General features: G+C 57.0%; 19 protein-coding genes. 11 read left to right on the top strand and 8 right to left on the bottom strand.

Going from position 1 to position 21,760, the window contains the following annotated elements:
* Nucleotides 1-96: 96 nt before the first annotated feature.
* Entirely contained in the window at nt 97-918 is an 822-nt protein-coding gene (locus ACSQ3J_RS29370; protein WP_060504047.1) for a universal stress protein, read from the bottom strand.
* Between the two features lie 245 nt (nt 919-1,163).
* Between ACSQ3J_RS29370 and ACSQ3J_RS29365 the strand changes: the two genes are divergently transcribed.
* Nucleotides 1,164-1,670, top strand: coding sequence for an Hsp20/alpha crystallin family protein (locus ACSQ3J_RS29365; protein WP_060504064.1), 507 nt, complete (start codon nt 1,164-1,166; stop codon nt 1,668-1,670).
* An 84-nt stretch (nt 1,671-1,754) separates the two neighbouring features.
* Here the strand turns inward: ACSQ3J_RS29365 and ACSQ3J_RS29360 are convergent, their stop codons facing one another.
* A complete protein-coding gene (locus ACSQ3J_RS29360; protein ID WP_060504046.1) occupies nt 1,755-2,402 on the bottom strand; it encodes a BON domain-containing protein in 648 nt (215 codons plus the stop codon).
* Between the two features lie 143 nt (nt 2,403-2,545).
* Between ACSQ3J_RS29360 and ACSQ3J_RS29355 the strand changes: the two genes are divergently transcribed.
* Entirely contained in the window at nt 2,546-3,004 is a 459-nt protein-coding gene (locus ACSQ3J_RS29355) for a pyridoxamine 5'-phosphate oxidase family protein (protein ID WP_060504044.1), read from the top strand.
* A gap of 120 nt (nt 3,005-3,124) precedes the next feature.
* On the opposite strand, the gene ACSQ3J_RS29350 is transcribed toward ACSQ3J_RS29355, so the two are convergent.
* The 3 genes from ACSQ3J_RS29350 to ACSQ3J_RS29340 all read right to left on the bottom strand — a co-directional run bounded on the left by ACSQ3J_RS29350 (nt 3,125) and on the right by ACSQ3J_RS29340 (nt 6,794).
* Nucleotides 3,125-3,997, bottom strand: a complete 873-nt coding sequence (locus ACSQ3J_RS29350; RefSeq protein WP_436040914.1) for a universal stress protein — start codon at nt 3,995-3,997, stop codon at nt 3,125-3,127.
* A 107-nt stretch (nt 3,998-4,104) separates the two neighbouring features.
* A complete protein-coding gene (locus ACSQ3J_RS29345; protein ID WP_060504041.1) occupies nt 4,105-6,021 on the bottom strand; it encodes a hybrid sensor histidine kinase/response regulator in 1,917 nt (638 codons plus the stop codon).
* 14 nt (nt 6,022-6,035) lie between these two features.
* Nucleotides 6,036-6,794, bottom strand: coding sequence for a helix-turn-helix domain-containing protein (locus ACSQ3J_RS29340; RefSeq protein WP_244482070.1), 759 nt, complete (start codon nt 6,792-6,794; stop codon nt 6,036-6,038).
* 143 nt (nt 6,795-6,937) lie between these two features.
* Between ACSQ3J_RS29340 and ACSQ3J_RS29335 the strand changes: the two genes are divergently transcribed.
* Nucleotides 6,938-7,651 carry a response regulator gene (locus ACSQ3J_RS29335; protein ID WP_436040913.1) on the top strand — a complete coding sequence of 238 codons (714 nt, stop codon included), beginning with the start codon at nt 6,938-6,940 and terminating at the stop codon, nt 7,649-7,651.
* Between the two features lie 7 nt (nt 7,652-7,658).
* On the opposite strand, the gene ACSQ3J_RS29330 is transcribed toward ACSQ3J_RS29335, so the two are convergent.
* Complete coding sequence (locus ACSQ3J_RS29330) at nt 7,659-8,108, bottom strand: hypothetical protein (protein ID WP_060504037.1); 450 nt, start codon at nt 8,106-8,108, stop codon at nt 7,659-7,661.
* Between the two features lie 221 nt (nt 8,109-8,329).
* Here ACSQ3J_RS29330 and ACSQ3J_RS29325 point away from each other — a divergent pair, with 221 nt between their 5' ends.
* Nucleotides 8,330-10,213: a heavy metal translocating P-type ATPase gene (locus ACSQ3J_RS29325; protein ID WP_436040912.1), complete on the top strand. Its 1,884-nt coding sequence runs from the start codon at nt 8,330-8,332 to the stop codon at nt 10,211-10,213.
* Nucleotides 10,214-10,423: 210 nt separating this feature from the next.
* Nucleotides 10,424-13,054 carry a magnesium-translocating P-type ATPase gene (gene mgtA, locus ACSQ3J_RS29320; RefSeq protein WP_436040911.1) on the top strand — a complete coding sequence of 877 codons (2,631 nt, stop codon included), beginning with the start codon at nt 10,424-10,426 and terminating at the stop codon, nt 13,052-13,054.
* Between the two features lie 197 nt (nt 13,055-13,251).
* On the opposite strand, the gene ACSQ3J_RS29315 is transcribed toward mgtA, so the two are convergent.
* Nucleotides 13,252-13,899 carry a BON domain-containing protein gene (locus tag ACSQ3J_RS29315; RefSeq protein WP_436040910.1) on the bottom strand — a complete coding sequence of 216 codons (648 nt, stop codon included), beginning with the start codon at nt 13,897-13,899 and terminating at the stop codon, nt 13,252-13,254.
* A gap of 326 nt (nt 13,900-14,225) precedes the next feature.
* Between ACSQ3J_RS29315 and ACSQ3J_RS29310 the strand changes: the two genes are divergently transcribed.
* From ACSQ3J_RS29310 to ACSQ3J_RS29285, 6 genes are all read left to right on the top strand, one after another.
* Nucleotides 14,226-15,518 (top strand): basic amino acid/polyamine antiporter, encoded by a 1,293-nt coding sequence (locus tag ACSQ3J_RS29310; protein WP_436040909.1) that lies wholly within the window; start codon nt 14,226-14,228, stop codon nt 15,516-15,518.
* Nucleotides 15,519-15,524: 6 nt separating this feature from the next.
* Complete coding sequence (locus ACSQ3J_RS29305) at nt 15,525-15,692, top strand: hypothetical protein (protein ID WP_436040908.1); 168 nt, start codon at nt 15,525-15,527, stop codon at nt 15,690-15,692.
* 12 nt (nt 15,693-15,704) lie between these two features.
* Nucleotides 15,705-16,922: an arginine deiminase gene (locus tag ACSQ3J_RS29300; protein ID WP_060504029.1), complete on the top strand. Its 1,218-nt coding sequence runs from the start codon at nt 15,705-15,707 to the stop codon at nt 16,920-16,922.
* 20 nt (nt 16,923-16,942) lie between these two features.
* Complete coding sequence (gene argF / locus ACSQ3J_RS29295) at nt 16,943-17,944, top strand: ornithine carbamoyltransferase (RefSeq protein WP_436040907.1); 1,002 nt, start codon at nt 16,943-16,945, stop codon at nt 17,942-17,944.
* A 1-nt stretch (nt 17,945) separates the two neighbouring features.
* Complete coding sequence (arcC, locus tag ACSQ3J_RS29290) at nt 17,946-18,869, top strand: carbamate kinase (protein WP_060504026.1); 924 nt, start codon at nt 17,946-17,948, stop codon at nt 18,867-18,869.
* 304 nt (nt 18,870-19,173) lie between these two features.
* A complete protein-coding gene (locus ACSQ3J_RS29285; protein WP_436040906.1) occupies nt 19,174-20,772 on the top strand; it encodes an MBL fold metallo-hydrolase in 1,599 nt (532 codons plus the stop codon).
* A gap of 506 nt (nt 20,773-21,278) precedes the next feature.
* On the opposite strand, the gene ACSQ3J_RS29280 is transcribed toward ACSQ3J_RS29285, so the two are convergent.
* Entirely contained in the window at nt 21,279-21,638 is a 360-nt protein-coding gene (locus ACSQ3J_RS29280) for an EF-hand domain-containing protein (RefSeq protein ID WP_436040905.1), read from the bottom strand.
* Nucleotides 21,639-21,760: the final 122 nt, after the last annotated feature.

The following is a 21,760-nucleotide window of genomic DNA, read 5'->3' as shown; positions in this document are numbered from 1 at the left end:
TTGAACGCGTGGTCTCAATGGGCTACCTCAGTTGTGCTTGGGTCTCGCGGACACCGGTCGATGCCGGGGTACGGCCGTTATGGTATTTTCGTCCCCTTAATGTGCGAGCAGCATAGGGATTTCGGGCCCAGCAAGAAAAGACTGGGTAACACCGCCCAAAAGGCGCTCTCTCAACCGCGAATGCCCGTAGCCGCCGGCAATGAGCAGGTCGGCGCGATACTCCTTTGCCACCCCCTGAAGCACCGTTGCGGCCAGCTCTCCATCTGCACGCCTTTTCGCGACCTCCACCGACAGTCCGCCTTTTCGCAATGCTGCAGAAAAACGATCATGCAAATCCTCGTCTATCGCCTTGTCATCGACGACCGATATCAGCACGATCTTTGGGGACTGATCGAGGAACTGACGCGCGCCGGCTAGTGCCCGCGCCAAAGTCGCGCTGCCGTCCCAGGCGATCGCAATCACGTCGACGCGCCCGCAGGATGGCTCGCTGGGATACAGGATCACAGGTCTTCCACTGTCAAATAGGATACTCTCTACGAGCGAGCGGGCCGTTGGAACAGCTTCCATGAGGGAACAATCGTGGATTCGTGCTCTTCTCGAAAACGCCTCACCAATTTGGGATTCCAAGGTTTCGAGATAGGAGATCGTCGCGCTGATCCCGGCGGTTTCAGCGTAGTCCCTGGTCGCTTGCGTCAGAAACTCCGCGTTGTCGCGACTTGCACCTTCAGCGTCCGCACTCATTTTCGCGATGTCCAGGATGGGTGGAAATGCGCTGTGTACATTCGGTATTTTCACCCTCGCGATCGTTACATTCAGATCCGCGCTCTGATTTCGGGCAAAAGTAATCGCGTTCTGGAGTAGCGTGAACGAACTTGGATCTGGATAGGTCGTCAACGGCAGGTGAAACTGAGGCTTCATGGGGCATCTCCTTTCAAGATATCCTGATTCTTGCGCTGATCGAGCGTCATCGCCTCGGTTTTGGGCACACCGATCATGCCAGGATGTTTGCTAGAATACGCCAATTGGCGGGTCGCGATTTGATGCCGATCAATGTTCACACCCTCCGACAGGCTATGATGAAAACACATCTCGATCACATGAGATGAAAAAAGAGTGGAGCACGCCTCCCGTCAGAATCATCAGGTGAAATGGAGATTGAAAACATGGCTGAACATCCTGCTAATCTTCCAACCAACACAGAGCCAAAAACACCGTCGACATCGGGCCGCTGGTCACCCTTTGAAGGCCTGCGTTCGGAATTCGACCGGGTCTTCAATGACTTTACGCCGGGCTTTCTCGACCGGACCTTTTCTCGTTTGCCGGCGGCTTTTCATAGCAACGCACCGGCCATCGATTTTGTCGAAAAGGACGACGCTTTTGAGTTGACCGCCGAGCTCCCAGGCATTGACCCCAAGGAGCTTGATGTCACGCTGTCGGACGGCATCCTCACGTTAAAAGGTGAAAAAAATGAGCGCGAGGAAAGGAAAGATGGGGACTACTACCTGTCCGAACGCCGCTATGGATCCTTCCGGCGCGATATCCGGCTCCCAGAAGCGACAGACCCCGATAAGATTGACGCCTCGTTTGCCAACGGACTTTTGAAGATCACGCTTCCGAAAACGCCAAATGCGAAGAAGAACAACAGGAAGATCGCTATCAAGACATCCTGATAGCAGTCGAATTAATCACGGCCAATACGTTGTGCAAGTTGAAAACGAAGCGCGGGAGCTCAGACCTCCCGCGCTTCTGCAGTATCAGCGTACACGAATATGATTCTCTACCAGGCTGACGCCGGGGACCGACCACGCGGCCTGTTCCGCAGCCTGGCGCTCGCTCCAGGCGTGGACGTCACCCTCCAAAGTCACCTTGTCGTGTGCGACATTGACCTTGACTGCAGCCGCTTCAATGAGAGCGTGCCGTTGCAATGCTGCCTCTATCCGATGTTTGACATCGACGACATTTGCCTTCGGCTTGACTTCCAAAACGTTGACAACACCGGCGACCCCGCCGAGCTTCTTGACCGCGTCTTCCGCGGCTTGCCGCTGGAAATGCCACGGCACTTCCCCGGAAAGCGTGATCCAACCTTTGTGAACCTTGATGTCAACCGCGGCATCGGGAAGTGCGGTATCCCATGATATGATGTCGAGTGCTCTCGCAGCGATTTCGTCATCTGCATGGCGCTTATGCCCGGGCCACCGTATTTCTATCTCGCTGGCGACGGCCCGGACACCTCTGACGCGTTGCGTAATCAACTCCGCCATCAATTTCTGGGCATAGGTTTCCACGTGACCAGAAAGCGTTGCGATCCCGTGTTCGACGGCGACACCGATCTGGGCGGCGTCGAGGCTCGGATCGTACTCCAGTTCGTCGAGGATATCCCTTCGAATTTTTCGGTCGTCCATGTCTTACTCCATCCGTTCAAGAGGCAGGATGCACCTCATTTTAAATTTGAACCAATCGACGGCATCACACTTTGCGCTCGATCAAAGATGAGGCGGGGCTACCTGCGTTAGTCTGATGTATGCTAGAATGAGGAGATTCTCTGGTGACATATATCTTGAAAGATCTGACCGAAGGCGAATGCCGTACGGTGCTGAGCAAAGCCCGCTTTGGCCACCTCGCCTGTTGCAAGGACGGTCAGCCCTATGTCGTGCCGATCTATTTTGTCGCCGATTACGGGGCGATTTACAGCTTTTCGATGCCTGGCAAGAAGGTCGAATGGATGCGGGCGAACAACAACGTCTGCCTGCAGGTCGATGCGGAAGGCGAGGGTAAAGGATGGGGCAGCGTTATCGTCGAGGGTCGATTTGAAGAATATCCGGATACGGAAGCGTGGCATAATCAAAGACTGCACGCCTGGTCGGTTTTACAGCAATATCCTGACTGGTGGGAGATTGGCGCCCTGAAGCCGGAGGAACTGCCAATATCGTCAACGTCTCCGCACCTCTTTTACGGGATTGTCGTTGGGGAGATCCACGGACGCAGAGCGAGCTTCGTGGGATAGTCAAAACCCGACCAGATATTAAGAGGCCGCCCAGATTTGCACTTGGGCGGCCAGTACATTTGTCGATGTCCGTGACCTGCTTACTGTTTCTGCGATCCCTTGCCATCGCCAAAATTCGGTTTAATGAGCCAAAAACAGTGGGATCTTGGCCTCTTTCAACATCGAATGTGTTACCCCGCCGAACAAGCGTTGTGCCAAACGTGGATGGTTATAGGCGCCCATGACGATCATGTCGGCAGAGACATCAATCGCATGTTGCCGCAACGTTTCATCGATGGGCCGTCCGCCACCCGAAATCCGATCGACTGCAACCTTGACGCCGTGCCGCGCAAGGTAGCGAGCGATGTCTGCGCCCGGCTCTTCACCATTGCTGGAACTAGTCGCGAGGGGATCGACCAGCGCGACGTGCACCTCGCCCGCGCTTTTTAGAAAATCAAGGGACAGTTGGGCTGCGCGAGCAGCCTCGTCGCTGGAATCCCAGGCGAGGAGAACTGCCTTTGGCGCAGCACTGATGTCGCGACCCGTTGGATTGAGCAGGATCGGCGTTGGTGAATGGAAGAGAGCACCGTCAATGACCTGCTTGCGAAACTGCTCATCGCGTGCGGCTTGAGGTCCGACCAACAGGATATCGGCGTAAAGCGCACGCACGGCGATATCATCCGCGGCCCAGGCGAATTCGGTATAGATGTCCTGTACGTCCCAGGAGATCTCGCTTTTTTCTAGCAGCGACTTGATGTTACTCGCTGCCGTGTCGAGTTCCTCGATCTCGCGCTGTCTCTCTTCGACCCAGACAGTCGAAATGACATCGTACGCGCCGACATAGGGGGCGGCTCCCATTGATACCACAAGGGCGGTTAGGTGCGCTTGATGCGTTTCACAGAATGTGATGGCACTCTCCAGGTCCTTGTGGAATTTGGTGACATCGAGGACACCGAGAACTGTTTTTATCGTCATGGTCTGAGCCTTTTCCTGTTTGAGGATCTCCTCCAGCATAGTCAGGTCAGCGACTGGTCACATTGATCTGGCGCAAAGACGAGCGCCGACACGCCAATGGTTACACGCACCTCTTTCTCAGTCGATCACGTCAGCGTGTGGAGGAGTTATCTGTCTAGAAGCTGGCGCAAGCGTACCGCCAGTTCGGGCGTCGTATAGGGCTTTTTGAGCCAGCTCGCGTTTTTCAGCAGGCTTCCGCTGGTAATCTCGGGCGATGCATACCCGGACGTCAGCAACACAGCAACATCGGGACGCCGTTCCTTGACCGCCTGCGCCAACTGGTCGCCGGTCAGCGATCCGGGCATTATGATGTCACTGAATACGAGGGCGATTTCTGGTGTTTGTTCGAAGAGGGCAAGCGCGTCAGTCCCGTTCTCCGCCTCCAACACTTGATATCCTAGGTCCTTCAGCCGCGAGACAGCCACGCGTCGAACCCGTGGATCATCTTCGACGACGAGGACAAGTTCCTCGCCCTTTGGGAGTGCGACATTGGCGGTGCCAGGTGGACCGGCGGGGACGACTGCGCCCTGCTGGGCCGGTAGGAAGATCCGAACAGTTGTTCCTTGGGCTGCTTCACTGTAGAGTTGGACATGCCCACCAGACTGGTGGGCGAACCCGTAGACCATGCTCAGTCCGAGCCCAGTTCCGGCGCCGACGGCTTTGGTCGTGAAGAAGGGTTCGAAGGCGCGGCGTTTGACGTCGTCCGTCATTCCATTCCCGGTATCGCTCACAGCGATGAGCACATATTCACCTGTCCGGACGTCTGGATACATCGCGGCATAATCGACATCGAGAGTAACGCGGCTGACCTCAACCGTTAGACGTCCGCCGTCGGGCATAGCATCGCGACCGTTAAGGGCGAGATTGAGAATGGCGTTTTGCAGCTGTGACGCATCGACAAGCGCGAGATTGGCCGCGCCAGCCACGGTGCTGTGCAGCTCCACTCTTTCCCCGAGCGTTCGTCTGAGAAGATCCGAAAAACCGTCGATCAGCCGGCCAATATCTTCTGGCTTTGGATTGAGCGCCTGCCGGCGCCCGAAGGCGAGAAGCTGACCGGTGATCTTCGCCCCGTCGTCTGCAGCCAACTGTGCCTCGCGGGCAAGATTGATAAGCTTCGGGTCTGAAAGCTTCGCCTCGAGCATTTCAAGATTGCCGCCGATGACAGTCAGCAGATTGTTGAAGTCGTGTGCGAGGCCGCCGGTCAGTTGACCGACCGCTTCCATCTTCTGTGCTTGGCGCAGTTCCTCTTCCATCCGATGGCGGCTTGTGAGGTCGCGAATAAAGCCTGTGAATACACGTTCGCGATTGGAGATCGCCTCGCCCACGGAAAGCTCCATTGGAAACAAAGTGCCGTCCTTGCGCAGGCCCGTGACCACCCGTCCATATCCGATAATGCGACGTTCGCCGGTTTCCATGTAGTGAGAAAGGTAGCCATCATGTGCACCGCGATACGGCTCGGGCATCAGTTGCTTAACATTCAAACCCTTCAGTTCCGCAGCTTGATAACCGAATAGTCGTTCCGCAGCCGCGCTAAAGGCAGTGATTGAACCCGCTTTGTCGATCACCACCATGGATTCTGGAACCGTAGCCAGGATGGAGGCCAAATGTGCCTCCCGCTGTGCGAGGTCCCTCTCCGCCTGTTTCAGCGCGGTAATGTCGTTGTTCGTCTGTAGAACGACCAAGGTCCCAGTGTCCTCCATGACCACACAGACGAAGCGAGCAGCGATAAAGAGACTGTGCCCGTCCTTATGCCGGTGTTTCAGCTCGCCCGACCAGATGCCCGTCTCACGGAGCTTGCGACGGATGTTCTCGATAGGTTCCGGAAATTCTGTGGAAAGAACGTCGTGGACGATGGCACCAATCGCCTCAGCACGGGACCATCCGTAAAGGGCCTCGCATCCCGCGGTCCAACGCTCGATCACCCCGTCAAAGCGATGAACAATGACGCTCGCGCCCCCGAAAATCCGTTCGACCTCGTCCAATCCGTGGTGGGTGACCGTTTGTAACGCTTGGAATTGAGACATCACGGTTCTTCATGTTAAGCGCTGGCGAACCTGCGCGCGTTCACCTTATCATGCACATCGGCCTCGCCATGAGAAGTGTCAACTTCACCGGCGAGCGTGATCAACTTTTCGATCTTAATTCTGTATTGATGACGCCCGTCTGCCGTTATGACACCACGCGAAGCGAGGCTGGAAAACGTCCGCGAAACCGTTTCGATTGTTAGGCCAAGATAATCCGCGATGTCCTGGCGGGTCATCGGTAGATCGAGCAGAGACACAACGAGTGCCTCCCGATCGCGTCGAGCTGTCAGGACAAGGAACGTGCATACGCGTTCCTCTGCTGTCTTCGTCGCCAGCAGGACCATCTGTTCCTGTGCTGCAGCCATCTCGTCGCTCAGTCGCGCAAAAAGGCTGGGTCGGAGTTCAGGTGACTGGTCCATCCGTTGCTGGAAGCTCTGCCTGGAAAACCGCCGGACCCTGGTCCTCGTCACCGCCTCGGACCCGTAGAGATACCGATCCAACAGGGAAATTCCAATCAGATCGCCAGCGTAAAGAAACCCGGTAATGACGCGCCGGCCGTCGGAGAGTATCTTGAACACCCTGACGAGGCCTTCAACGATCTCGAACACGTGCTTTGCGGGATCGCTTTGCCAGAAGATTGGCTGTCCCGGCTCGAATGTTTCGATCGGCTGTCTGTCGAAAACGCAGGCCAGGCTCGGCTGCAGGCGGGACGCCAGAGGAATGACGCTTTCAGAACGGTATTGACGAGCAGTTTCTGCCGGGACCATAACCATTTCCTCTCTCCTGTTTGACGAGGGGAGTTGAACCGGTACAGATGACGAGCGAACGCTACGCCTGTATTAGTTAGCGCGAAATTGCAACAATTTGTAACAGATGCCAAACTACCTGCGACACTGTCGCGATTGGGCCTCATGCAATGCAGAACCTACTTGTCATCGACGATGACCCGCGCATCCGCGATATGCTGACCCGCTATTTCCAGGATGAGGGGTTCGGCGTGATGGCGGTGGCGGACGCCCCCTCGATGCGCGCCTGTATGGCATGCACCACCTTCGACGCGATTCTCCTTGATCTCGTCCTGCCCGGCGGCGACGACGGACTCGTGATCGCAAGAGAAATCCGTACAACGTCCGACATTCCAATCCTCATGCTGACGGGGCGCGACGACGTTATCGACAGAATTGTCGGACTGGAGATCGGGGCGGACGATTATATTGCCAAGCCTTTTCACCTGAGGGAGGTACTGGCGCGCCTGCGCACGGTGCTTCGGCGGCGCGCGGCGATCAGAACTCCGAACGGACATGCCGATGTCGACGTCCTTGCCTTCCAAACCTTCACCCTCGACCTCGGTCGGCGCCTTGCGATGACTGCGGGCGGAAGTGAGATCGATTTGACGACGGGCGAATTCGACATGCTCGTCGTTCTCTGCCGCCACCCAAAACGCGTTTTTTCACGCGAGACCCTGATGGAACTCACCCGAGGTCGCAATCTCGATGCTTTTGACCGAAGTATCGACGCACAGATCGGTCGTTTAAGAAGAAAGATAGAACCTGACCCGTCCAGGCCCTATCTGATCAAATCGGTCAGGGGCGTGGGCTACGTCTTCACCGGCAAGCCTGGATCCCAATAGCACACGACTATTTTAGGATCAGCCGAACACCATGATCCCAACGACTGTAGTCTAAACGCTGCAGCCGCCGCGTCCAGTTGTCGGACGTCAATGTCCAGAAGCGAATGCTTGTGCATCCGGCCTTTGCAGCGATGCCCCGCAGCTTGTCGATGAGGGCCTTTGAGACCCCGGCCTCGTCTGCGGCACTGGCAACGACGAAGATGGGCACATCAAGCATTCGTTTATGCGCGAAATCATCGCCGAGCTTGCACAAAGCAAGGCCCTGAATCACACCCATCGGATTGAGCGCGATCCACGCCTGCTCGCGTTGCTCTACGACATCGGTGTTAGTTGCCAATTGAGCGCAGTATCGTCGCCATGCCGCCAGATCGAGCGTTGAGGCGACGGGTTCGATCAACGGATAGGCTCTGTCCACGTCAAACGGCTTGACCTGTGTAATCTTATAGGTTGCTGACATGCGCATTTCCTCCGTGAGCCTCGAGGCCGACCTTGACGCCGCCTTTCAAGCGATAGGCTTGCAGATGTCATTCGTCTCGAATGCCTACGAAGGCGGAAAGGCCAGCCTATTGCATTGCGCCAGATCAATGCCGGACCTTTGAATTTAAGCTGAATTGGACATTCCAAGCCAAAACCCGGCAGAACGCATCCGTTGCGCCCTCCAGCTCGCAAGGACGACCGATGATTCCCAAGCTCCGCGGCGAATTACTGATAAAGATCCTGCGCTCGCGTGGCATCCTATTGGTGCTGACGGCCTCTATCAGTTTGCTGCTCGGGATACTCTTTCTGATTGCTCAACAGTCGGAGCTGGCCGGGCTGGCATTTATGGCCGGAACCGTTCCAGTGCTGTTGGCACTAATTGTCCAGATTGTTCGGTCACTTCGCAAAGGCGACGCCGGACTCGATATCGTCGCGGCATTATCGATGGCCGTCGCCCTCTCCTTTAACGAGCATCTTGCCGCCAATGTCGTGGCGCTAATGTATGCTGGCGGCCAACTGCTTGAGAGTTTCGCCTCCAGCCGCGCGGCGCGCGAAATGACGGCTTTGATGGGAAGGGTCGCTCACACGACAATGCGTTATGCCGGCGATGCTCTCGAGGAAGTCCCGATCATAGAGGTCTTGGCAGGCGACCGGTTGATGATCCGCCGCGGCGAGGTTCTGCCGGTCGATGGTGTGATACTGTCCGGTGAAGCGACTCTCGACGAGTCGGCACTGACGGGTGAGGCTGTACCACATCACCATTTTGTCGACCAGGAGGTCTTGAGCGGCACCACGTCGGTAGGAGACGTCTTCGATCTCGTCGCCCTTCGACCGGCAGCCGAAAGCACTTATGCCGCCGTCGTCCGTCTTGTGGAGGCTGCCCAGAAAACCAAGGCGCCCATGGTGCGTCTGGCCGACCGATACGCGATCCTTTTCCTGGCCGTCACCCTGTCAGTCGCCTTTGCCGCATGGTGGTTGTCCGGCGACCCGCGACGGGCTCTTGCCGTCCTGGTGATCGCAACACCTTGCCCTTTGATCCTTGCAGTGCCAGTGGCGATCATGTCCGGGATCTCTCGTTGTGCAGCGCAGGGTTGCCTCGTCAAGGACGGCGGCACACTTGAAGCGCTCGGGCGAGTTCGGGTCGCCATTCTTGATAAGACCGGTACGCTGACCCATGGCAAGGCGGCGGTGTCCGCCATCGAGACAGCTGGCTGGCTGGAGGAAAACGAGCTTCTGCGCCTTGCCGCTTCGCTCGACCAAGCGTCGGGCCATGTGTTTGCCTATACATTGATAGAGGCCGCTCATGACCGCGGCCTGCATCTTGAACCGCCGACCAATGTAGATGAAGCGCCGGGTGATGGTATAGAAGGTTCCATTGGTCGCCATCGCGTCATCGTCGGCGGTGACCCCTTCGTGGCCGGTCGGGTCAAAGAGATCGCGGATTCGCCTGTACCGAACCGGCGGCGCGCGGGCGAAGCGACGATCTCCGTCGCTGTCGACGGGCGAATTGCCGGATCGATTGTGCTATCGGATCGGGTTCGTCCAGAGGCACTAAATGTTCTCAAAAAGCTCCGTCGTTATGGGGTCAACCGGATTATTCTTGCGTCCGGCGACAGGCTGGACGTTGCGATCAGGATCGGTAAAGGCCTCGGTCTCGACGAAATCCTCGGCGAGCAAACACCAGCTTCCAAGGTCGCTGTCGTCGCATCTGCGCGCCAATGGGGACCCGTCCTTATGGTCGGCGACGGCGTCAACGATGCACCTGCTCTGGCGATGGCCGACGTAGGGGTGGCCTTAGGGGCTCGAGGCGCTGCCGCCGCCTCGCAGTCAGCTGGCGTCGTTTTGCTCGTCGACCGCCTCGAACCGCTCGCCGAGGCCTTAGGTATCGCCCAAAGGACAATTCATATAGCCAGACAAAGCGTATTCGCTGGCCTTGGTCTTTCTCTCGCCGGCATGATCGCTGCCGCCTTCGGGTATCTTCAACCACTGCATGGGGCGCTCCTCCAAGAAGTTATAGATGTTGCCGTAATCTTGAATGCGTTGCGTGCATTGCGGCCGAGACGTGAGGCAGATTCCGGGGAGTGAAACCCAGGAAAAATTCGCTCGTTGCCGGCGTGAAATAGAGGTGCTTTGGCTAACGAGACCATCAGCAATAACCGTTCGGTTTTGATGCGGATCAAAACCAGAGGCACCTCTTTATGTGACAAACAATCGATGGCGTTTGACAAGATATGACGCGGTATTCTCGCTCGTTGTTTTGCGTCAGGCTGCTCTAAGCCAATGGGAGATGCGACGATGCTGTCAAAGACATTCCGGACGTCGAGACGGCCAACCGAACACGCTCCTGACGCCAATTACTGGTCCCGACCCGCGTCTTCACTTTTGTCGGAAATGCAGACCTCGATCCGAGGACTATCGAATGATGTCGCCGCTCAGCGTTTGCTCCAGTTTGGTGCCAACCGCATCGAACAGCAAAGGCACGCTACGGCGTTGGCAACATTTGCCCGGCAGTTCCGAAATCCGCTTGTCCTTATCCTAATCTTCGCTGCGGGTGTCTCGGCCTTGGTCGGGAACGGCAATGAGGCGGTCATCATCGGCCTGATCGTGCTAGCAAGTTGCGTCCTGAGTTTTACACAGGAGTACTCCGCCTCAAGGGCAATGGAGAGCCTGCGCAGGCAGATTTTCACAATGGCGGTTGTTTTGCGAAACGATGTGGAAAAAAGTGTGCCTGCGCAGGAGATTGTGCCCGGTGACATACTTAGATTGTCGGCCGGCAATCTCATTCCCGCAGACAGTATCATCCTCGAGGGCCGCGATTTTAACGTCAGTGAGGCGGTGTTGACCGGGGAAACATTCCCAGTGGTCAAATCTGCGGGCTTGTCGGCAATTAGTGCGACAGTCTCCCAACGCACCAACATGGTGTTCATGGGCACATCCGTGCGCAGCGGCACGGCAACCGTGTTGGTGGTCAGCACAGGAAACCAGACCGAGTTCGCGAAGATCGCCAAAGCCCTGGAGCGCCAAATACCCGAAACGGACTTTGCCAGGGGCATTCGTCGCTTCGGCACACTGATGACCGAGATCATGCTGACGATCGTTATCGTTGTCTTCGTCTCCAACCTTCTCCTGCATCGACCACTGATCGACTCCCTGCTTTTTTCGCTGGCGCTTGCAGTCGGGCTGACGCCGGAGCTTCTACCGGCAATCATCAGCATCACCCTTTCAAAAGGCGCGCGGAGGATGGCGGAGAACGGCGTCATTGTCAGACGGCTGGAAGCCATCGAGAATCTCGGCAGCATGGATATTCTTTGCACCGACAAGACCGGAACACTCACGGAAGGTGTCATTCATCTCGACGGTTGTTTTGGTACTGACGCGAGACCTTGCGACGAAGTCTATCGATGGGCGAAATTGAATGCGACCCTCCAGTCAGGTCTTAAGAACCCTCTTGATGAAGCGATCGCTGCGGCGCCCGACAACCCAGGCGACCGGGATATGTCCACGTATTCGAAGATCGACGAAACCCCGTATGATTTCATTCGCAAGCGGCTGACCGTCGTCGTTCGCCAATCGCCCGGTGACCCGACTGATCTGATGATCTGCAAGGGAGCTATGAGCAATGTAATGAGCGTGTGTACGTCGGTCATGGTCGCGGATCGGCCCGAGATCCTGGATGATGCACGCAAGCAAAGCCTTGACGAGGCGTTCAAGGTTTGGAGTGCACAAGGTTTCCGTGTCCTTGGCCTGGCGATCCGCCAAATTAGTCGCCAGCCGACATACAGTCGTGATGATGAGACACAAATGTCCTTCGCCGGCTTCCTGCTTTTTCTTGATCCGCCGAAAGCCGGCATCAAGGACGCACTTGCCCATCTCGCCAGCCGTGGTATCGGGATAAAAGTCATTACCGGCGATAACCGTTATGTCGCCCGGCACCTGGCCGAAACGATCGGCCTGGATTGTGAACAAGTCCTGACGGGCGACGAGCTCAATCGGATGACGAAGAGTGCCCTTTTCGGCAAGGCGTCCAAGACGAACCTTTTCGTTGAAATCGATCCGAACCAGAAAGAGCGGATCATCGCGGCGCTGCGGTCGCATGGCCACGTTGTCGGTTATTTGGGTGACGGAATAAACGACGCGCCTGCTCTCCACGAAGCAGACATTGGTATTTCCGTCGATGGCGCAGTCGATGTTGCCCGCGAGGCCGCAGATATGATTCTTCTAAAGCAGGACCTGGGTGTCCTTCTGCGCGGGATCGACGATGGTCGCCGGACTTTCGCCAATACGATGAAATATGTGTCGATCACGACCAGTGCCAATTTCGGCAACATGATCAGCATGGCCATTGCATCACTGTTCCTGCCCTTCCTGCCATTGCTGGCCAAGCAGATCTTGCTCAATAATCTTCTGTCGTCGATCCCATCGCTGGCTATAGCCAGCGACAATGTCGATCCGGGACAGATCGAAGCGCCCCACCGCTGGGACATCGGGTCGGTGCGGAGGTTCATGTTTAGCTTTGGGCTCGTCAGCTCTGCCTTCGATTTTCTGACCTTCGGCTTTCTACTTTTGGTCATGCACGCAACGCCCGATATCTTCAGGACTGCTTGGTTTATCGAATCTCTGATCACACAACTTGCCATCGTGCTCATCGTGCGCACACATTTTCCGTTCTGGAAGAGCCGCCCGGGTCCCTTGCTTTCGAGCATGACGCTGGCAATCGCGCTGCTAGCTGTCGCCATTCCCTATCTCCCTTTTGCTGATTGGTTCGGCTTCGTGCCTCTTCCATTGTCAGTCATGCTGGGTCTCGTGGCGATCACGATGATGTATCTCATTGTATCGGAAGCTACGAAACGGTGGTTTTTCGCGCGGGAGCAACATCATGGGGGCCATCGAGGCAAGGTCAGGACACCAATACGGCGGCACCGCTGAGACCGCCGTGGCGCAGGTGAGAAGGGAAACAACACAACACGGTATCGGTGACATTGCTGCGGCAATGGAGCCGTATGATCTCCAGAAGCGCGCTTGTCGGCTTCATCGCCAGACCGATCGATCCTAGAAGATCTTTGCCTATAGCAACAATCTGGACGGCGCGACCACGGCCGCGCCGATGCCTTGCGGGTTCGGTTTCAGGAAACTCTGATGTGGTCGACAACCGCGTTCACGCCTGGTGCCGACCACGCGGCACGTTCGACTGCGCTGCGTTCCGGCCAAGCATGCACATGGCCTTCCAGAGTCACCTTGCCGTCGGCGACCAGAACCGTGATTCCGTTAGCCTCAACTTCGGCTGTGCGTTTCAGTGCATCTTCGATGCGTTTCTTCACATCAAAACTGGAAACTAGCGGCTTGACTTCGATGTTGTTGGTAACGCCGATGAGGCCAGTTAGGCGTTTAACGGCGTCCAGTGCTGCGATTTTTTGGTATTGCCACTCTACCTTGCCAGACAACGTGACCCAACCCTTCGTGACCTTGGCCAGTACCGCGTCGTTCGGAACGGTTGTATTCCAGTTGATTGAATTCAACGCGCGCTTGGCGATTTCGTCATCCGCCGTCGTGTTGATCCCAAATGGGCGCACCTCGATTTCCTGAGCGATGCCACGTACGCCCCTTACTCTGCTGACGACGTTTTCGACCTCAATTTTCTGAAAATAGCTGGGTACGTGGCCAGTCAGGGTGACGACCCCGCTGTCAACGGCTACCCCGATGTCTGCAGCATCGATACTTGGTTCAAACTCCAGCTCATCGATGATGTTCTGCCTCAAAGCCATATCACTCATAATTTTCGTCCTTTCGTTTTTGACGCAGGAACGTTCCTGCTTGAAGCACCCCAACTATCTGTCTGCACACCATCCGCGTCTTTGACGTGGGTCAAAATAGACGTATTCGCCCCATCCAGCAGCTGCTAAGCGAAACCATCGTGAATGCCCGCGCCACGCGCGTGACAAGACAGAGATAATATTGGCCGGATTACAGCGCTTCTTCATGATCGCTGGCCTGCCTTGTCGCTCTTGGCGGAAGAACGCAGGGACTTTGACCGGCATCAAATCGCTCCTTGCGGTTTGATGCCAGTATTCCTGGTGTCAACCCAATTCAGGAGGGAGCCATGGCTTCGATCGATACCAGCGTACCAGTCCGCAACTCATCGAAAGCGCTAGCGGGGAAACTTCGTCTGGGGTCGCTGACTGCTCTCGTCATCGGCTCGATGGTCGGATCAGGGGTTTTCAGCTTGCCGCAGAATATGGCGGCAGGCGCCGGACCGCTTGCCATCCTGATCGGCTGGGGCATTACAGCAGCCGGGATGCTCGCACTCGTATTCGTTTATCAGTCGCTCGCCACCCGCAAACCGGAACTCGACGCCGGACCTTATGCCTATGCCAAAGCGGGATTTGGTCCGTTCATCGGATTTAACAGCGCCTGGGGATACTGGATCAGCGCCTGGATTGGCAACGTCTCGTATGCGGTCATCGTGTTCAGTGCGTTGTCCTATTTCTATACCTCCTTTGGTGACGGCAACACTTGGCAGGCGGTACTGGGAGCTTCCGTTCTCCTATGGGCCGTGCATTTTCTGATCCTTGCCGGGATCCGACAAGCTGCCATCACCAACCTCGTTGTCACCGTGGCGAAGATCGCGCCGATTGTCGTGTTCATCGGCGTGGTTGCAGTGGCCTTCAAGCTCGATGTTTGGTCACTCGACTTTTCCGGGCTCGGCAATGCCGGTCTCGGCTCAATCACCGCACAGGTCAAAAGTACCATGCTCGTCACCTTGTGGGTCTTCATCGGGATCGAGGGGGCGAGCGTGTTCTCGGGGCGCGCAGAGCGTCGCCGCGACATTGCAATGGCAACGGTGCTCGGCTTCTTCACCTGCCTTATGCTCTACGCCCTCGTCTCCCTGCTGTCTCTGGGCATCCTCAACCAGTCGGATCTTGCAAATTTGAAGAACCCATCAATGGCCGGCGTTCTGGAAGCCGTGGTCGGGCCGTGGGGGGCGGTAGTGATCAACTTTGCCCTCGTTGTCTCGGTGATTGGCGCATTTCTCAGCTGGACCTTACTGGCGGCGGAAATCCCCTTTGCCGCCGCCAAGGACGAGACTATGCCGCAGTTCTTCAGCAGGGAGAACAGACATGGTGTGCCATCGGCCTCTCTGCTGATCACCAACGGACTGGTTCAGCTATTCCTCATTGTGACCCTGCTTGCACACAGCACCTATCAGGCCCTGTTCTCGATCGCGTCTGTTGCCATTCTCGTCCCTTACATCTTTTCGGGCGCCTATGCGGCGAAGCTTGCAATCACCAGCGAAAACTATCGACCGGGAGAAAACCGGGTTCTGCCCATGCTCGTTGGTCTTTTGGCGACCTTGTATGGAGCGTGGCTGCTTTATGCCGCAGGTTTGAACTAACTCTATATGTGTGCCGCTCTCTATGCTCCCGGCATCCTTTTCTACGCCTGGGCCCGTTTCGAGACGGAGCGTCGCCTTTTCCATCCAGTCGAGGTCGCGATCGCGATCGTTCTTGGTGCCCTGGGCCTCTATGCCGCCTACCAGATGTGGACCGGCGCGATCAGCGCTCTGTGAAAGGAGAATGTCATGAGCACTCTTGGCGTTCACTCAGAGACCGGTCGGTTGCGAGAGGCCATGGTCCATCGACCGGATCTCAGTTTGCGTCGTCTGACGCCGGACAACTGCAAGGCACTCCTTTTCGATGACGTCCTCTGGGTCAAGCGTGCGCGGCAGGAACACGATATCTTTGTTGATGCCCTGCGTGAACAGGGCGTACTGGTGCAATCTTTCGGTGAACTCCTGTCCGAGACCCTGGAATTGCCGGAGGCGCGAAAATGGCTTCTCGATCAACGCGCGGACGCCTCGGTTGTCGGCCTTGATACGGCGGATGAACTGAGGGGCTGGCTGAACGAGATGGCCAGCGATCAACTGTCCACTCTTCTGGTGGGCGGGATTGCCCGGGCCGAATTGCCTTTTCAACCAGCGGGTCTGACCGGCCGCACCCTTGCGCCGCAAGACTTCGTCTTGCCGCCATTGCCCAATCAGTTGTTCACGCGAGACAGCTCCTGTTGGGTTTATGGCACCGTCTCTGTCAATGCCATGTACTGGCCGGCCCGCAGACCAGAAGCTACAAATGTCGAAGCTGTTTACCGGTACCATCGGCGCTTTCGCGATGCTGGGTTCCCGCTGATCTCCCCGGACACGCAGCGCGCCGGAGCGAGCCTTGAGGGGGGTGACGTCATGCCGATCGGCAACGGGGCTGTTCTGATCGGCATGGGAGAGAGAACGACGGCACAGGCTGTCGATGCTCTGGCGCGCCATCTCTTCAGGACAGGAACGGCGACACATGTGATCGCTGCGTTGATGCCCAGAGACCGCAGTTTCATGCATCTCGACACGGTGTTCACCTTCTGCGACCGCGATCTGGTGACCATGTATCCGCCGGTCGTTGATCGCATCAGAAGCTTTTCACTGCGGCCGGGCTCTGCGCAAGGCAGCGTCGACGTCACAGAGGAGAGCGAGAGTTTCATCTCGGTCGTGGCGGCCGCGCTGGGACTGAAGGCGTTGCGCGTCGTGGCAACGGGGGGTGACTGCTACGAGGCAGAGCGGGAGCAATGGGATGACGGCAACAATGTTGTGGCGGTCAGACCCGGGGTCGTCCTCGCCTATGACCGCAATGTCTACACCAACACGCTCCTTCGACGCGCCGGTGTCGAGGTCATCACCATCGAGGGGGCGGAACTCAGCCGTGGCCGAGGGGGCGGTCACTGCATGACATGCCCGCTCATCCGCGATCCCATTTAACTCATACCGGAGGCCCGAAAATGTCGATCAATCTCCATGGACGCAGCGTGCTGACGCTTGATGATCTCAGCCCGGATGAAATCCGGTTTCTGCTCCGGCTGGCGGCCGATTTGAAACAAGCGAAATTGGCCGGAACGGAACAGCCGCGCTTGTCGCGGAAAAATATCGCCTTGATCTTTGAGAAGGATTCCACCCGGACGCGATCGGGCTTTGAAGTGGCGGCCTATGACCAGGGCGCGCACGTCACCTATATCGGCCCTTCCGGGAGCCACATCGGCCACAAGGAAACGATGAAGGATACAGCGCGCGTCTTGGGCCGCATCTACGATGCGATCGAATATCGCGGATTTGCCCAAAGCTCAGTGGAAGACCTTGCGAAATTCGCAGGTGTTCCCGTCTACAATGGCCTGACGAATGAAGCGCATCCAACCCAAGTTCTTGCCGACTTCATGACAATGCGCGAGTTCACCCATAAGCATTTGTCCGACATGGTCATGGCCTTCGTCGGTGATGGCCGGGATAACGTCGCGCTCTCGCTGGCAACTGGCGCCGCGAAGGTGGGCATGGATTTTCGGGTGGTTTCGCCAAGAGAGCTCTGGCCTGCCCCCGACGTCATCGAAAATCTCGCGGCCGAGGCTCGAAAGAACGGCGGGGTCTTCTCCATTGGGGAGCATATCCGTCCCGGCGTCCTGAGGGCGGATTTCGTCTACACCGATGTCTGGCTTTCGATGGGTGAGGACGAGGCTGCCTGGCCCGACCGCATCCGCCTGCTGTCGCCATACTGCGTGACGACAGACGTGATGACCGCGACGGAAAATCCCTATGCCAAATTCATGCACTGCCTCCCTGCGTTCCACGACAGGAATACGGATGTGGGCGCCCGCATTTTCCAACGGTTCGGCTTGGATTGCATGGAAGTCACGGACGAGGTTTTTGAGTCCAAAACTTCCATCGTCTTTGATCAGGCGGAAAACCGGATGCACACGATCAAGGCGCTGCTCGTCGCAACGATGGGAGGCTAGGATGTTGATTGTCGCGGCGCTGGGAGGAAATGCGCTTCTCAAACGAGGGGAGAGTATGACGGCTGAAAACCAGCGTGCCAATATCAAGCGGGCTGCATCGGCGTTGGCAACATTGATCTCTGCCGGCCATGATCTTGTCGTTACGCACGGGAACGGTCCTCAGGTGGGGCTTCTTGCACTCCAGTCTATGACCCCTCCGGGTTCGCCGTTTCCCCTCGACGTTCTGGATGCCGAAAGCGCTGGAATGATCGGTTATGTCCTTGAACAAGAACTGGCAAACGTCGTCGACAACCGCCGGTTTGCGACACTACTAACCCAAATCAAGGTCGATCCATCTGATCCGGCTTTTGACTATCCAACCAAGTTTATTGGACCAGGCTATGATCTGGCAACGGCTCGGTCTTTGGCCGACCAGCGGGGATGGAAGATCGCTGCCGACGGAGACAAGTGGCGCCGGGTGGTTGCCTCGCCCCGGCCACTGGCGATCCTGGAGGTTCCAGTCATTGCCAGTCTCGTTCAACAAGGCGTTATCGTTATCTGCGCAGGGGGTGGAGGTATTCCAGTCGTGGAACGAGAGGACGGAATTCTGGTCGGCGTAGAAGCGGTTATCGACAAGGACCTGGCGAGTGCCATGCTTGCAAGAGACCTGAAAGCGGACATGCTGCTTTTGCTGACTGACGTCGATGCGGTCTATCGCGATTTCGGCACACCGGCCGCTTGCGCCCTGGGGCATGTAAACCCGGCTTCGCTCCAGGTGAGTGCATTCCCGTCTGGATCGATGGGGCCGAAAGTCGCCGCGGCAGTCGAATTTACCACCCTCACAGGCAAGATAGCGGCAATCGGCAACCTCGAAGAAGCCATCGATATTGTTTCCGGCAAACGGGGGACATGGATCGACGGCACGATGCCACGGGATCCGTCGTAACTGCAAGCCAAGATTCCACCGTCGCTCGCTCTGGCAAGTGCAACAGTTTTGAAAGGAGTGGCAACCGTGATGCAAAAGCTCCTGTTGTTTGTGCTCCTCATTATGATCGCGCTCGTCTTAAGCATCCTGTTCGTCAAACATTCTCAGGATAGGAAATATCGGACCGTTCAGACTGAAACCTGGTTGGAGAAGAGCCTCCGCACAGATCGATTTTCGTTTATTTCGCAGACTTTTGATGCGGATCATTGCCCGTGCAATACGCGAAGCTAGGCTGGCATACCGAACCGAAGCGAGGAGACCCACCATGAACGCTCAGCCAATCATTCACTTCCATGGTGCCGCCGGGACCGTCACGGGCTCTTGTTTCCTCCTGGAGCACGACGGAAACCGGGTTCTCATCGACTGCGGCATGTTCCAGGGATCGAAAACGGAAAAGGAGCTGAACTATCGTCCCTTCCCCTTTGCCGCGTCGCAGATCGACGCCGTGATCCTGACCCACGCTCACATCGATCACTCCGGACTATTACCGAAGCTTGTCAAAGACGGGTTTGACGGGCCTATCTATGCAACCGCGGCGACCCTCGATCTGTGTACGATCATGCTTGCCGATTCCGCACATATCCAGGAAATGGAAGTCGAGCACCTGAACCGGCGCAACCAAAGACGCGCAAGGGAGCCGGTAGCCCCGATTTACAACGCCACAGACGCTGCGGTGTGTATGACGCAGTTTCAGGCGATTGCATTCCAGGCTTGGCATGACGTCGTGACAGGTGTTCGGTTCCGTTTCTGGAACGCTGGCCACCTTCTCGGGTCCGCGTCTGTCGAACTCGAGGTTGGGGACGGTGGTAACCGCCAGCGCATCCTGTTTTCCGGCGATCTCGGCCCGTCCCACAAACTCCTGCAATTCGATCCGGAAGCACCAACAGGATGGGACTACATGATTTGCGAGAGTACCTATGGCGACACCACGCGATCCGAGGTGTCCGAAGAGACACGGCGAAGCAGGCTGTGTGACGAAGTCAAGGCAGCTGCGCGCCATCGCGACGGAGCGCTCATCATCCCTTCCTTTGCGGTGGAAAGGACGCAGGAACTTCTGGCCGATCTGATCATCCTGATGGAAAGACACGAGATTGCATCATGCCCGGTCATTATCGATTCGCCGCTGGCCGCCCGCGCCAGCCAGATTTTTCAAAAATACGCGCGGGTTCTCCAGAACGGCGATGCTTTGGTACGGGCCATGAGGTCGAGGAATGTCCGGTTCACCGAAAGTGCGGAACAGTCGAAAGCCATCGATTCCATTCACGGATTTCACATCGTGATTGCAGCAAGCGGAATGTGCGAGGCCGGCCGTATTCGACATCGGCTCAGGAACTGGCTCTGGCGCGAAGAGGGAACAGTCCTGCTTGTCGGTTATCAGGCTGCCGGAACACTGGGACGTATCCTGTCGGACGGGGCCTCGATCGTAAAAATTCAGGGCGACGATATCATGGTGCGCGCCAGAATTCGCAAACTGGACGTCTACAGCGGTCATGCGGACGGCACGGAACTCGAAGCATGGGTTAAGGCGCGGCTGCCGATCAGGAAGGATATCTTCCTGGTTCATGGCGAAGCGGAGGCCCTCGCGGGGCTGCGCCAGCGACTGTCGGGTTTCCTTCGGCCGGACCAGATCGTTGTGCCCCGGCTGGACGCTGCCTATCGTCTGGACGCTGAAGGCGGCGTGGACATCTCTCCGGCAGCGCCTCCTCCGCGCATCGATCCGGTGCAAGCGGGCCATCGCGACTGGCACAATGACGTTCAAGCTCTCATTCTTGATCTTCAGGAGCAATTGGCATCGGCCGCTGACGAGAAAGCACGAGGCGTGATCATCCGCAGGATCCGCCGAGCGTTGGAAGAACCGAACTGATCTTCGGCGCGCCCATAGAAGATTTCAGCGATTAAGTCGATCAAGGTGAGTGTGAAACTGTTCGCCACCGTTCTAACCGCGCGAAATGCCGGCATGTGGGAGGGTATCGAGGCGCTTGAAACAATGAATCTTACGATCGACAGTACCATCTTTGACGCTGATCAAGGGCGGCTGGAACCAGGGCAAAAAGGATCTGGCCATCTGCTGTTCGACGCGTTGGCCGGGCTCTCCGCCTCATCGTATCGGCTGGAGTATACGAAGACCCCCACGCCGAGCGGCGCGAGGTTACCGCGATGCCGACTGTTGGGACCATCTGCTACGCGGTGCAGCGGCGTCGGCGGCCAGCCTTCAAACTCGGTGCGGAGCACTCGTGCCGATGCTATGCCCGATGCAAGGCACAGCCATCAGCTTCGATGCGATCCGCACCGCCATTCTCTTGTCGGCGCGGATCGATTTGAGCTGAATCTACTTGGGTGCAAGGCAAAAAAGGCCACTGTAAGTGGCTCCTATTGGTCCCGCATAAAACCTTGCATCTCCTCGGTTGTTACCTTGCCATCCTTGTTTGCATCGACGTTGTCGAACACCCGTTTGTGAATCGTCGTCACTTCCTCGAAGGAAAGTGCTCCATCTCCATCGACATCCGCGATGGCGAACATGATTTTCATCATGTGACCACGCATTGCACCGCCGCGCATTCCGCCCATCATACCGGCTCGCCCCATCATCGCACCTGGCATCATCTCCGAGGACCCCGACTGTAAATTCTGGTCCGCGGCCGGGGCCGTCTGCGCGAAGGTCATAGTCATGGCGCTGCCTGAAAAAAGTGTGGTGACCGTTGCCACGCATGCCAATTTTGTCAACGTCATATGCGTTCTCCTTTTGAGATATAGGAACTGGAGGCGACTGCCGCAGCACTGTCGTTTCTCACGACATTCCAGTGCCAACATTTATGATACCCCTGAGGCGAAGTTGCTGCTTTGCGTTACAT

Origin of the sequence: Rhizobium sp. LjRoot98 (assembly GCF_964252935.1) — a bacterium.
GTDB lineage: Bacteria > Pseudomonadota > Alphaproteobacteria > Rhizobiales > Rhizobiaceae > Pararhizobium.
This window is presented reverse-complemented; position numbering and strand designations above follow the sequence as displayed.

Excerpts from the sequence above, each read along its gene's own strand:
- ACSQ3J_RS29330 (WP_060504037.1), bottom strand. The coding sequence starts at position 8,108 with ATGTCAGCAACCTATAAGATTACACAGGTCAAGCCGTTTGACGTGGAC.
- ACSQ3J_RS29345 (WP_060504041.1), bottom strand. The coding sequence starts at position 6,021 with ATGTCTCAATTCCAAGCGTTACAAACGGTCACCCACCACGGATTGGAC.
- ACSQ3J_RS29370 (WP_060504047.1), bottom strand. The coding sequence starts at position 918 with ATGAAGCCTCAGTTTCACCTGCCGTTGACGACCTATCCAGATCCAAGT.
- ACSQ3J_RS29300 (WP_060504029.1), top strand. The coding sequence starts at position 15,705 with ATGAGCACTCTTGGCGTTCACTCAGAGACCGGTCGGTTGCGAGAGGCC.
- mgtA (WP_436040911.1), top strand. The coding sequence starts at position 10,424 with ATGCTGTCAAAGACATTCCGGACGTCGAGACGGCCAACCGAACACGCT.
- ACSQ3J_RS29315 (WP_436040910.1), bottom strand. The coding sequence starts at position 13,899 with ATGAGTGATATGGCTTTGAGGCAGAACATCATCGATGAGCTGGAGTTT.
- ACSQ3J_RS29280 (WP_436040905.1), bottom strand. The coding sequence starts at position 21,638 with ATGACGTTGACAAAATTGGCATGCGTGGCAACGGTCACCACACTTTTT.
- ACSQ3J_RS29305 (WP_436040908.1), top strand. The coding sequence starts at position 15,525 with ATGTGTGCCGCTCTCTATGCTCCCGGCATCCTTTTCTACGCCTGGGCC.
- ACSQ3J_RS29340 (WP_244482070.1), bottom strand. The coding sequence starts at position 6,794 with ATGGTTATGGTCCCGGCAGAAACTGCTCGTCAATACCGTTCTGAAAGC.
- ACSQ3J_RS29335 (WP_436040913.1), top strand. The coding sequence starts at position 6,938 with ATGCAGAACCTACTTGTCATCGACGATGACCCGCGCATCCGCGATATG.
- ACSQ3J_RS29350 (WP_436040914.1), bottom strand. The coding sequence starts at position 3,997 with ATGCTGGAGGAGATCCTCAAACAGGAAAAGGCTCAGACCATGACGATA.
- ACSQ3J_RS29360 (WP_060504046.1), bottom strand. The coding sequence starts at position 2,402 with ATGGACGACCGAAAAATTCGAAGGGATATCCTCGACGAACTGGAGTAC.
- ACSQ3J_RS29310 (WP_436040909.1), top strand. The coding sequence starts at position 14,226 with ATGGCTTCGATCGATACCAGCGTACCAGTCCGCAACTCATCGAAAGCG.
- arcC (WP_060504026.1), top strand. The coding sequence starts at position 17,946 with ATGTTGATTGTCGCGGCGCTGGGAGGAAATGCGCTTCTCAAACGAGGG.
- ACSQ3J_RS29325 (WP_436040912.1), top strand. The coding sequence starts at position 8,330 with ATGATTCCCAAGCTCCGCGGCGAATTACTGATAAAGATCCTGCGCTCG.
- argF (WP_436040907.1), top strand. The coding sequence starts at position 16,943 with ATGTCGATCAATCTCCATGGACGCAGCGTGCTGACGCTTGATGATCTC.
- ACSQ3J_RS29285 (WP_436040906.1), top strand. The coding sequence starts at position 19,174 with ATGAACGCTCAGCCAATCATTCACTTCCATGGTGCCGCCGGGACCGTC.
- ACSQ3J_RS29365 (WP_060504064.1), top strand. The coding sequence starts at position 1,164 with ATGGCTGAACATCCTGCTAATCTTCCAACCAACACAGAGCCAAAAACA.